This is a genomic window from Kitasatospora sp. NPDC057518, assembly GCF_042802075.1.
In the GTDB taxonomy this organism is placed as follows: Bacteria; Actinomycetota; Actinomycetes; order Streptomycetales; family Streptomycetaceae; genus Kitasatospora.
The window spans coordinates 1-11,450 of the sequence record NZ_JBHVEU010000287.1; the positions used below are offsets into that span (position 1 = coordinate 1).

Below are 11,450 nucleotides of genomic sequence, written 5' to 3' on the forward strand. Positions count from 1 at the left end.
GGTCACCCACCGCCGGGGCCCGGCGGTTCACAGCTCCGACGGCGCCCGCGATGATGGAGGCTGGGAGAACGCCGGGAACGGCGTACGACCGCCCTCCGAACAACGGGAGCTGATACATGGCCGTGAAGCCGACGACCGAAACCGACGTCCTGATCGTCGGCGCCGGACCGACCGGACTGCTGCTGGCCGGCGACCTCGCCGCCGCCGGAGTCGGCGTCACGGTACTGGAGAAGCGGGCCGCCGAGTCCAACCTCACCCGGGCCTTCGCCGTGCACGCCCGCAGCCTGGAGCTGCTGGACGCCCGGGGCCTGGCCGAGGAGCTGATCGCCACCGGCCGCCCGCTCGCCGAGCTGAGGATGTTCGACCGCTTCGGCATCGACCTCGCCGCGCTGCCCACCCGCTTCCCGTTCGTGCTGATCACCCCGCAGTACAACGTCGAACGGCTGCTGCTGGACCGCGCCGAGAAGGCCGGCGCGACCGTCCTGCGCGGCGCCGAGGTCACCGGGCTGCGCCAGGACGCCGAGGGCGTGACCCTGGAGACCAGGGACGGGCAGAGCCACCGCGCCGCGTACGCGGTCGCCACCGACGGCGTCCACTCCACCGTCCGCGACCTGCTGGGCATCCCCTTCCCCGGGGAGTCGGTGGTCGACTCGGTGGTGCTGGCCGACGTCCGGCTGGACCGCGAGCCCGCCCAGGCGATCACCGTCGGCGCCAACCAGGCCGGCTTCGCCTTCATCGCCCCGTTCGGCGACGGCTGGTTCCGGATCATCGCCTGGGACCGCGAGGAGCGGTACCCGGACGGCACCACCCCCTCCGCCGAGCAGCTCACCGCCCTCGTCCGGGCCATCCTCGGCGAGGACTACGGCCTGCACGAGGTGCGCTGGAGCTCCACCTTCCACAGCGACGAGCGGCAGGCCCCCAACTACCGCTCCGGCCGGGTCTTCCTGGCCGGCGACGCCGCGCACTGCCACTCCCCGGCCGGCGGCCAGGGCATGAACACCGGCCTCCAGGACGCCGCCAACCTCTCCTGGAAGCTCGCCGCGGCACTCCGGGGCCACGCCACCGACGCCCTCCTGGACACCTACCAGACCGAGCGGCACCCGGTCGGCAAGACGGTGCTGCGCACCTCCGGCGCGCTGATCCGGCTGGCCCTCGCCGAGTCCGCCCCCACCCGCGCCCTGCGCGGCGCGCTCACCGCGCTGGGCGGCCACCTCGACCCGGTCACCGAGCGCGGCGCCCGGCTGGTCTCCGGCATCGGCATCTCCTACCCCGCGCCCAAGGACGCCCACCCGCAGGTCGGCAAGCGCGTCCCGGACCTGCGGCTGACCGCCCTGAGCAAGCCCGCCGAGGGCGCCCCGGCCGCGCCCGAGCGGCTCTACGAGGCGCTGCGCGCCGGGACGTTCGTCCTGGTCAGCAATGACGAGCTGGCCGCCGCCGAGCCCTGGGCCGACCGCATGGTCTCCGCCGCCCCCGCCGACCCGCACGGCAAGCTGCGCGACACCGTCCTGCTGATCCGCCCGGACGGCTACGTCGCCTGGGCCGCCGTCGACCCCGGCCAGGGCGAGCTGCGCGCCGCCCTCACCGACTGGCTCGGCGCCCCGGCCTGACCACCCCCGGGCGGGCCCGCGACCACCGCGCGCCCGCCCGGCCCGTCGTTCGCCGGCCGCTCAGCCCCGGGCCTTCACATAGTGCCGCGCCGCCTTCGCCCGGTTCCCGCACACCGCCATCCGGCACCACCGCCGGCGGCCGTTCTGCGAGGTGTCGAAGAAGTACAGGACGCACGCCTCGTGCGCGCACTGCTTGATCCGCTGGGCGCCCCGGTCCAGCAGGTCCAGGAAGTCGTCCGCCGCCAGCCAGGAGGCCAGCCACTCGGGCCGGTCCACCTCGACGTGCGCGGTCGGCCCCTGCGGGCCGAGCTCCCGGCGCAGCCGCCCGTGGCCCAGCACACCGTTCAGCCGGGCCACCGCCTCCGGCCCCAACTGCCCCTGCCCGCCCAGCTCCTGGACGGCCTCGGCGATCACCTCACGGGTCTCCCGCAGGGCCGCGAGCCCCGACCCGGCGGCCCGGCAGCGGTCCGCGAGGCCGGCCGAGGAGAGCCAGATCGCGTAGCCGTCCGGTTCGGCGAGCAGGTCGTTGACGGGCGTTCCGGCCCAGCGCGTGTTGAGCAGGTCCAGTGCGAGCGGCTCACCGATCAGCGGTCGCGGGTCCCTCGGGTCCGGCTGCACGTCAGTCATCGCTCTCCCTCGGATCGGTCCGATTCTACGTCCGCCCCTTCCGCCCGGACTGGTCTGGACCGGCCCCGGAACCACGGTCATTCACTGTATGGAACCGCCGAGTTGGGGGCCCTCCACAGTTGACTGTTTTTTAGCAACGAATTGCCCGGCCATGAGCCAATTCGCACACGGGTTCTGTCATGTTCGAGCCAGCGTTCTCGACCCCCCTGAACGCCTGGTCCCTTGCCGGCCCCCCACAGCCGGCTGGAGGAGGATCCGTTGCGTCCCCGCTCCCTTGCCCTCGCCGCGGCGATAGCCGTGCTGCCGCTGACCGCCGTCTCGCTCGGTGTCTCCACCGCGCAGGCCGCCACTCCCAACGCCTCCCCGCGCGTCGCCCTGCCGAACACCGTGAACCCGGCGGTGGCCCACTCGGAGAAGAAGGGTGACGTCCCGGCCGCGCAGCAGATCTCGGTGTCCGTCAGCCTGAAGCTGCGCGACACCGACGCCCTGGACCGCTTCCTGACCGCCGTCACCACCCCGGGCGCCCCGGAGTACGGCCACTACCTGACGCCGGAGCAGTTCACCGCGCGGTTCGGCCCGACCCAGGCCGCCGTCGACCAGGTCCGGACGTACCTGGCCCAGCAGGGCCTGACCGTCTCCGACGTGAGCGCCAACCGCCAGGTGGTCAACGCCCGCGGCACCGCCGCCCAGGTCTCCCAGGCCTTCGGGACGCACGAGAGCGCGTACCTCGACCCGCAGCTCCAGCGCGCCTTCTTCGCCAACGACGCGGCCGCCTCGATCCCGTCCGACCTGGCCTCCGTGGTCCAGGGCGTCAGCGGCCTGGACAACCACGCGGTGCGCAAGAACCGCCTGGCCACCCCGAACGCGGTCGCCCCGAACTCGGTCACCCCGAACACGGCGACCGCGAGCCCGAGCGGCATGGCCCCGGCCCAGTACACCGGTGCGTACAACCTCAACAAGACCGGCGCGGACGGCACCGGCACCACGGTCGCGCTGTGGGAGTTCGACGGCTACCAGTCCTCGAACCTGACCACCTACGACTCCCAGTACGGCCTGTCCGGCCCGGCCGTCTCCACCGTCTCGGTGGACGGCGCCAACTACGACTCCGCCCCCGGCCAGGGCCAGGGCGAGGTCGAGCTGGACAGCGAGATCGTCCGCGGCGCGGCGCCCAAGGCCACCCAGCTGGTCTACGAGGCGCCCAACAGCGACCAGGGCGAGATCGACATGGCCAACAAGATCGTGACCGACAACAGGGTCTCGGTGGTCTCGATCTCCTGGGGCTCCTGCGAGCCGGACACCACCGCCGCCTCGATGACCGCGGTCGACAACGCCTTCAAGCAGGCCGCCGCCCAGGGCATCTCGATCTTCTCCGCCTCCGGCGACGACGGCTCCCGCGACTGCACCCGCTCCACCAGCGGCTCCGGCGTGAAGGCGGTCGACTTCCCGGCGTCCAGCCCGCACCAGACCGGCGTCGGCGGCACCAACCTCAAGGTCTCCAGCGGCAACGCCTACTCCTCGGAGAGCGCCTGGAGCACCGCCGGCGGCGGCGTCTCCACCGTGTTCGCCAAGCCGAGCTGGCAGACCGGCACCGGCGTCAGCGGCACCATGCGCACCGTCCCGGACGTCTCCTCCAACGCCGACCCGCAGAGCGGCTTCGCGATCTACACCGCCGGCGCCTGGCAGGTCTACGGCGGCACCAGCGCGGCCGCGCCGCTCTGGTCCGGCTACGCGGCCCAGTTCAACCAGAAGGCCAAGGCCGCCGGCCAGGCCGTCCTCGGCGAGGCCAGCCCGCGGCTGTACTCGGTGGCCAACGGCAGCGGCTACGGCAGCACCTTCCACGACGTGACCACCGGCGCCAACCAGGACTTCTCCGCCAAGGCCGGCTACGACCAGGTCACCGGCTGGGGCTCCCCGGTCGCCGACGCGCTGACCACCGCCCTGCTCGGCGGCGGCACCACCCCGCCGTCCGGCGGCTGCACCGCCGCCCAGCTGGTCGCCAACGGCGGCTTCGAGAGCGGCACCGCCTCCCCGTGGACCGCCTCCAGCGGCGTGGTCAGCAACAGCTCCTCCGAGGCCGCCCACTCGGGCAGCTGGAAGGCCTGGCTGGACGGCTACGGCTCGGCCCACACCGACACCCTGTCGCAGACCGTCTCGATCCCGGCCGGCTGCGCCTCCGCCAAGCTGACCTTCTGGCTGCACGTCGACACCGCGGAGACCGGCACCACCGCGTACGACAAGCTGACCGTCCAGGCCAACAGCACCACGCTGGCGACCTACTCCAACGTGGACGCCGCCGCCGGCTACGTCCAGCGCACCCTGGACCTGACCTCCTTCGCGGGCCAGACCGTGACCGTCAAGTTCACCGGCACCGAGGACTCCTCGCTGCAGACCAGCTTCGTGATCGACGACGTCGCGCTGAACGTCGGCTGACCACCGGCCGCACCACCGCACCACCCGATCCCCGCCGGGGCGGAGCCGTCAGGGCCCGCCCCGGCGGTGTCCGTCCCGGGCCCTGCCGGAGCCGTCCGCCGGCCCGGTCGGGCCCCGGTCAGCGGCCCGTGTTTCCGGACTGTTTCAAGATCGATAACCCTTCGGTCCACCTGCCGTGACCACTGTCATACGCACGACTGATGACGTAGCCTCTCGACCGTGCATAGGGTTCCCCAAAGCTCGGTGAAGCCGCTGGCGGCGCGCCCCGGCGCCGACCCGGTCCCGCCGAACTCACCTGGTGGGGAGGGTCACCGTATGGCCGCACAGCAACCTCAGGACGCCGCGCGGCTGCGGCTGGTCGGATCGCACACGGAGCGCCCGGGCCCGCCCGGGCCGCCCGGCCCGACTCCCGCCACCCCCGGACCGCCCCCCGGCCGGCTCGCCCCGGTCGGCGGCTTCGCGGACACCCTCCACCTGGCGATCGAGGCCAGCGGCCTCAGCCTGGACCGCATCCGCGCCGCCCTCGCCGGGCGCGGCGTCAGGGTCAGCGTCACGACCCTGAGCTACTGGCGGCGCGGCCGCAGCCAGCCCGAGCGGGCCAGCTCGCTGCGCGCCGTCCACCTGCTGGAGGAGCTGCTCGGGCTGCCGCACAGCGCGCTCTCCTCGCTGCTCGGCCCGCCGCGCCCGCGCGGCCGCTGGGCCGCCGCGGCCAACACCTGCCACCTCGGGCTGGAGGACGTCTGGCCGGGCGAGCAGGAGATCGCCAACATCTTCGCCGAGCTGAACGCCCCGCCGGCCGGCGAGCTGGAGCGCCTGAGCATCCACGACTCCTACTACGTGGACGCCGAGCGGCGCGGCAACCTGCTGCGGATGCGCCAGGTGGTGCGCGCCACGGTCGGCGGCGTCGGCCGCTGCCTGGTGGTGCACATGGCCGACGAGGAGGCGGCCGGCTGCCCGGAGATCACCGCGGTGCGGCACGGCCGGCTGGGCCGGGTGCGCCGCCGCCCGGAGGCCGGGCTGATCGTCGGCGAGCTGATGCTGGACCGCCCGCTCGGCCTCGGCGACAGCACGGTCTTCGAGTACGAGGTGGAGATCCCGCCCGGCGGCCCGACCACGGAGTACAGCCGCCGCTTCGCCACCCCGGTGCGCGAGTACGTGCTCCAGGTGCACTTCGACCCGGCGGCCGTCCCGGCGCACTGCGAGCGCTACGACCGCGAGCCGGGGGCCGACGTCGACCACCGCCGCGAGCAGCTGTGGATCGGCGCCTCGGCGAGCGCCCACGTCCTGGCCCCGGACCAGCAGCCGGGCCACATCGGCATCCGCTGGGAGTGGGCGTAGCCCTTCCGCTCCTTCGAGACCCGCCGGACCTCACGGTCCGGCGGGTCTTTCGCATGCCCGCCCGAAGACCTGACCCTTCCGGCTCCCTCCATTGGTTGACGCCGCATCACCTAACTCCTACTCTCGTGAATACCGGTTAGGCAGCTGCCTCACCGGCAGCCGAAGCCTCCGGGAGTGACCAGGCATGTCCAGCACCGCCCAGCTCCGCACCCTGCAGACCGGCCACGTGGGCCTGAACGTCACCGACCTGGCCCGCTCGATCGCCTTCTACCGCGCCGTGTTCGGCCTCGACGTCACCGCCGAGGGCACCGACCCCGAGCGCCGCCACGCCTTCCTCGGCCGCGACGGCCGCCTGGTGGTGACGCTCTGGCAGCAGAGCGCGGGCCGCTTCGCCCCCGGCAACCCCGGCCTGCACCACCTCTCCTTCGAGGTCGAGGGCCTCGACGAGGTCCGCGCCACCGAGCGGCTGCTGCGCGAACTCGGCGCCGAGTTCGCCTACGACGGCGTCGTCCCGCACAGCGAGGGCTCGGCCTCCGGCGGCATCTTCTTCACCGACCCGGACGGCATCCGGCTGGAGGTCTACACCCGCACCGGCGTGGCCGGGACCGCGGCCGCCGCCCCCACCGCCACCGCCCCGACCTGCGGGTTCTTCTAGGAACCGGGCCCGGCCATGACCACCACCAGCACGCCGTACCACCCCGGCGAGCGGGCCGCCCAGGCCCGGGCCGGCCGGACCGAGCGGGCCGACCACGCCGGCCGGTCGATCCGCCGCACCGTCCCGGCGGTCGCCGCCCGCTTCCTGGCCGAGCGCCGGATGCTGGTCCTCGGCGCCGCCGACCGGGACGGCCGGATCTGGGCCACCCAGCTGGCCGGCCCGGCGGGCTTCCTCACCGCCCCGGACGAACGGACCATGGCCGTCGCCGCCCTCCCCGCCGGGGCCGACCCCCTCGCCGAGGCACTGGCCGGCCCCGCCCGGGTCGGCACGATCGCGCTGGACCCGGCCGGCCGGCGCCGGATGCGGCTCAACGGCCGCTCCCTCCCGGACGGCCGGGGCGGGCTGCGGGTGCACGCCGACGAGGTGGTCGCCAACTGCCCGAAGTACATCCAGCGCCGCACCCCGACGGACCGCCCGGCCGCCGGCCCGCCCCGTACGGTCGCCGCCGGACCGGTGCTGACCACCGCCCAGCGGCTGGCGGCGGCCACCGCGGACACCTTCTTCATCGCCAGCACCGGCCCGGACGGCAGCGTGGACGCCTCCCACCGCGGCGGCTTCCCCGGCTTCCTGGAGCCGGTGGCGCCGGACCGGCTGCGCTGGCCCGAGTACCCGGGCAACAGCATGTTCCTGACGCTCGGGAACCTGGAGCTGGACCCGCGGGCCGGCCTGCTGCTGCCCGACTGGGAGACCGGCGGAGCGCTGCTCGTCACCGGCGAGGCCCGCACCGACTGGTCCGAGGAGGCCCGGCAGGGCGTCCCGGGCGCCGAGCGGATGGTCGAACTGACCGTCACCGGCGTGCTCGAACTGGCCGACGCCACCCCGCTGACCTGGACCGACCCGGAGTACTCGCCCGCCATCCCGCGCTGACCCCGCCTCACTTCGCCTAGACCCTCCGCCCGACCCACGCCACGCCCGGGAGCCGAACGGGTCTCACCCGTTCGGCCTAACCCACCGTGACTCATCGCGCCCGCTTTGGGACTTTGGTCCGGATAACACGCGGAATAGTCCGGGAAAGAGGCGGAGCATGACCCTGACCGACCCCCTGTCCCCGCTCATCGAGTTCGACGACGTCGAACCGGCGGAGGACTGCATATGCGGGGGCTGCAACGCCCGCCGACGAGCACGGCTGCACGCCGCGCCCGTCCACGAGGGCGGACACGCCTCCGCCCGCAGCGTCCGCCGCCGGGCCGCCGTCCTGATGGCCGCCGTGGGCACCGCACTGGGCGGCGGAGCGGCCGCCGCCGGCACCGCCACCGCGGCCCCCGCACCCGGCCCCGCCCCGGGCGGCAACAGCAGCAGCCAGTCCCAGACCCCCCAGGGCGAGGTCAGCGGCCTCTACGGCCAGGCCCCCGGCGCCCGTACCTTCGCCGCGCCGCGCGCCGCCGCGGCGCCGCTCACCCGGGCCCAGATCATCCAGCGCGCCCAGACCTGGGTCGACCAGGGCGTGCCGTACAGCATGAGCCGCTACTGGTCGGACGGCTACCGCCAGGACTGCTCCGGCTTCGTCTCGATGGCCTGGGGCCTGGGCAGCAGTCAGACCACCTGGACACTGCCCAACTTCGCCGAACGGATCGGCAAGAACGACCTCCAGCCCGGCGACGTCCTCATCTACAACAACCCGGCCAACCCCCAGGCCGGCTCGCACGTCACGATCTTCGGCGGCTGGGCCGACTCCTCCCGCACCAAGTACGTCGCCTACGAGCAGACCGGCCCCTCCGCCAAGAAGCGCTCCACCCCGTACGCGTACTGGAACAACTCCGGCTCCTACGTCCCGTACCGCTACACCGGCCTGTCCTCCGGCAGCAACGACGGCGGCGGCACCTCCTCCACCGCCTTCCCCGGGGCCGACAAGTTCGGCCCCGGCGCCAACAACGCGTCCGTCACCAGGCTCGGCCAACTGCTGGTGCAGCGCGGCGGCGCCGGGTTCTACTCCGAGGGCCCCGGCCCGCGCTGGGGCGAGGCCGACCGCAAGGCCACCCAGGCCTTCCAGCAGGCCCAGGGCTGGCGCGGCGCCGAGGCCGACGGCACCCCCGGCAAGGACACCTGGGACTACCTGGTCAACGGCAAGGGCCGCAACATCGGCGGCGGGGGAGGCACCCCGCTGCCGCCTCCGCCGCCGCCCGTCACCGGGGGCTCCTCCTTCCCCGGCGCGCAGTACTTCGGGCCCGGCCAGAGCAACGACCACATCCGGCAGCTCGGCGAGCAGCTGGTCCGCAAGGGCTTCGGCGGCTCGTACAGCGTCGGCCCGGGACCGCGCTGGACGGAGAGCGACCGCCGGGCCGTCCAGGCCTTCCAGCAGGCCCAGGGCTGGCGCGGCAGCGAGGCCGACGGCTACCCGGGCCCCGACACCTGGCGCCGGCTCTTCTCCTGACGCCCCCTCCGAGGCGCGGTGCCCACCCGGGCGCCGCGCCTCAGCGCTTCCCCGACATCCAGTGGAACAGGCCCATCCCGACGCTGGTCGCCAGGTTGAAGCTGGACACCCCGGGCCGCATCGGCACCGCCACCAACCGGTCGGCGCGGTCCTTGAGTTCCGCCGACACACCGTGCCGCTCCGTCCCGAAGGCGAGCAGCGCGTCGTCCGGGAACGGCACGTCCCGGATGTCCGCGCCCTCCGGGTCCAGCACGTACAGCGGCCCGTCCGGCAGCTCCGGCAGGGCCAGCCGCTCCACCGCGGTCGCGAAGTGCAGCCCGGCGCTCCCCCGCAGCACGTTCGGGTGCCACGGATCCAGGTCCCCGGTGGTCACCACCCCGGTGGCGCCGAAGCCCGCCGCGAGCCGGATCACCGCCCCGACGTTCCCCAGGTTGCGCGGGTTCTCCAACAGCACCACCGGCGCCCGGCGCGGCAGCCGGCCCAGCACCGCCCGGTTCGCCTCGACCCCGGGCCGCACCGCCAGCGCGACCACCCCGGTCGGGTGCAGCCGCGGCACCAGCCCCCGCAGCGCCGCCTCCGGCAGCTCCACCGCGAGCCCCTCCAGCGCCGGAACGACGTCCGGCGCCAACTCACCCGCCAGCGCCAGCAGCGCGCCCCGGTCCGCGGTCAGCACCCGCCGCACCTCGCCGCCGAACCGCAGCGCGTGCTTCAGCGCGTGGAAGCCGTCCAGCAGCACCGCCCCCGGCTCCCGCTCGGCCGCCCGCCACGCCCGCACCAACCCGTCCTCGTCCGTCCTGTTCACTCCGCCATCGTCTCCCCCGGGCGCCCCGCCGCGGCGATCACCTCGTCGAAACCGAGCGCCCGCCCCGGCGGGCCGTCCGTCGTGGCGGCCAGTCCGGCCAGCGCGAGGTCCAGGTGCCGGTGGACCAGCGAGCCGTCCGCGTCCAGCGCCGCCAGGGCGCCCGGCAGCGGACGGGACACCCGGACGCAGAGCAGCACCAGGTCCCCCATCCCGACGTCGGGGCGCAGCCGCCCGGCCTCCCGCGCGGCGCGCAGCAGATCCTCGACGGCCTCCACGGTGCCCCGCCGGACCGCCACCAGCTCCTCGTCCACCACCAGGCGCTCCAGCAGCACCACGATCGCCGCCCCCATCCGCAGATCGGCGGCGGCGTGCACGAAGCGGCGCAGCGCCTGCCAAGGGTCCGCCTCGACGCGCCGCGCCTCCTGCGCGGCCTCGCCGAGCCGGGCCAGCAGGTCGGTGACCAGCGCGCGGACCAGCGCCTCCCGGTCCGGGAAGCGCCGGTAGAGCGTGCCCGGGCCGACCCCGGCCCGCCGCACCACCGCGTCCAACGGGGCGTCCGGGCCCCGCTCCAGGAACACCTCGCAGGCGGCGTCCAGGATCCTGCGCCGGCTGCGTTCCGCGTCGGCCCTCATCCACCACTCCCTAACCGGAGAAAATCTCTCCCCCTATGCTAGCGTCACCAGAAACGGAGAAAAACTCTCCGCCTCTCTCGGAGGAGCGCCACCATGCCGACCAGCCTCACCATCCGCACCGAGATCGACGGCACCCCCCACCCCCGCGAGGCCGTCCTCGCCTGGGAACTCGACCGCGCCCGCGCCGCCCTGCACCTCCTCAAGCAGCGCCTCGGCGACACCCGCACCCGCGAACTCCTCACCCCCGACACCACCGCCGCCGACACCGCCCTGACCACCTGGGCCCAGGCCTCCGCCGGCCACTGGAGCACCGCCGTCACCGAACTCACCGCCACCGGCATCGACACCCGGACCTTCCTCACCTGGTGGCAGACCCGCCTCCACTCCGGCGACCGCACCGCCCTCCTCGCCGCCAACCCCGAGCACTACCTCGCCGACTCCACCGGCGACCGGGTCGAGATCATCGAAACCCTCGGCACCACCCCGACCCGCTTCTTCCTCCACTTCCACGACACCCCCGGTAACACCACCTTCCCCGTCCGCATCGGCGGCACCGGCACCCTCGCCGACGGCACCGAAGTCCTCCACGTCATGCACGAGTTCGCCGACACCCCCGACGGCCTCCGCATCCGCCTCACCGTCCAGTTCCCCGAAGCCGCCCCCGACCTCCTCCCCACCGGCCACCAGTGGCACTTCGCCTGCGAGTTCACCAACTGGCTCCAAGCCGCCCACGCCGCCTGACACCCCCGCACCCCCACCCCCAGCGGGCGCGCCCACCCACTCCCGCACCAGGGCCCCCACCCCCACCCCCACCCACCCGCCCCTCCCCTCTGGCGAGAGGGACGCGCTGCGGGAGGGGGTGGCGCAGGGGGTGGCCGCGGAGAGGGGCGTGACGGGTGATTTTCAGACTGCCAACGGTCTGAACGCC

Annotated in this window: 10 protein-coding genes; 7 read left to right on the forward strand and 3 right to left on the reverse strand. The window is 74.4% G+C overall.

Annotated features, from left to right (window positions below):
• The first annotated feature begins 116 nt into the window (after positions 1-116).
• On the forward strand, positions 117-1,607 hold the full coding sequence (locus ACFU7Z_RS26220; protein WP_049652814.1) for an FAD-dependent monooxygenase: 1,491 nt from the start codon (positions 117-119) through the stop codon (positions 1,605-1,607).
• A gap of 60 nt (positions 1,608-1,667) precedes the next feature.
• On the opposite strand, the gene ACFU7Z_RS26225 is transcribed toward ACFU7Z_RS26220, so the two are convergent.
• A complete protein-coding gene (locus tag ACFU7Z_RS26225; RefSeq protein ID WP_074001964.1) occupies positions 1,668-2,234 on the reverse strand; it encodes a CGNR zinc finger domain-containing protein in 567 nt (188 codons plus the stop codon).
• A 258-nt stretch (positions 2,235-2,492) separates the two neighbouring features.
• Here ACFU7Z_RS26225 and ACFU7Z_RS26230 point away from each other — a divergent pair, with 258 nt between their 5' ends.
• The 5 genes from ACFU7Z_RS26230 to ACFU7Z_RS26250 all read left to right on the forward strand — a co-directional run bounded on the left by ACFU7Z_RS26230 (position 2,493) and on the right by ACFU7Z_RS26250 (position 9,088).
• The gene (locus ACFU7Z_RS26230; RefSeq protein WP_380780041.1) at positions 2,493-4,664 is read left to right on the forward strand and encodes a protease pro-enzyme activation domain-containing protein; all 2,172 of its coding nucleotides are present in this window, start codon (positions 2,493-2,495) and stop codon (positions 4,662-4,664) included.
• A gap of 315 nt (positions 4,665-4,979) precedes the next feature.
• Positions 4,980-6,002, forward strand: coding sequence for a hypothetical protein (locus tag ACFU7Z_RS26235; protein ID WP_079272005.1), 1,023 nt, complete (start codon positions 4,980-4,982; stop codon positions 6,000-6,002).
• A 184-nt stretch (positions 6,003-6,186) separates the two neighbouring features.
• Entirely contained in the window at positions 6,187-6,657 is a 471-nt protein-coding gene (locus ACFU7Z_RS26240; RefSeq protein WP_380780043.1) for a VOC family protein, read from the forward strand.
• Between the two features lie 15 nt (positions 6,658-6,672).
• Positions 6,673-7,584, forward strand: a complete 912-nt coding sequence (locus ACFU7Z_RS26245; RefSeq protein ID WP_380780045.1) for a pyridoxamine 5'-phosphate oxidase family protein — start codon at positions 6,673-6,675, stop codon at positions 7,582-7,584.
• A gap of 157 nt (positions 7,585-7,741) precedes the next feature.
• The gene (locus ACFU7Z_RS26250) at positions 7,742-9,088 is read left to right on the forward strand and encodes a peptidoglycan-binding protein (RefSeq protein ID WP_380780047.1); all 1,347 of its coding nucleotides are present in this window, start codon (positions 7,742-7,744) and stop codon (positions 9,086-9,088) included.
• Positions 9,089-9,128: 40 nt separating this feature from the next.
• Here ACFU7Z_RS26250 and ACFU7Z_RS26255 read toward each other — a convergent pair whose 3' ends face one another.
• A complete protein-coding gene (locus tag ACFU7Z_RS26255) occupies positions 9,129-9,890 on the reverse strand; it encodes a TrmH family RNA methyltransferase (RefSeq protein WP_380740683.1) in 762 nt (253 codons plus the stop codon).
• Positions 9,887-10,522, reverse strand: a complete 636-nt coding sequence (locus ACFU7Z_RS26260; protein WP_074001960.1) for a TetR/AcrR family transcriptional regulator — start codon at positions 10,520-10,522, stop codon at positions 9,887-9,889. The genes ACFU7Z_RS26255 and ACFU7Z_RS26260 overlap by 4 nt, the downstream gene beginning before the upstream one ends.
• Positions 10,523-10,615: 93 nt before the next feature.
• Here ACFU7Z_RS26260 and ACFU7Z_RS26265 point away from each other — a divergent pair, with 93 nt between their 5' ends.
• Complete coding sequence (locus ACFU7Z_RS26265; protein WP_380780049.1) at positions 10,616-11,263, forward strand: hypothetical protein; 648 nt, start codon at positions 10,616-10,618, stop codon at positions 11,261-11,263.
• The last annotated feature ends 187 nt before the right edge of the window (positions 11,264-11,450 follow it).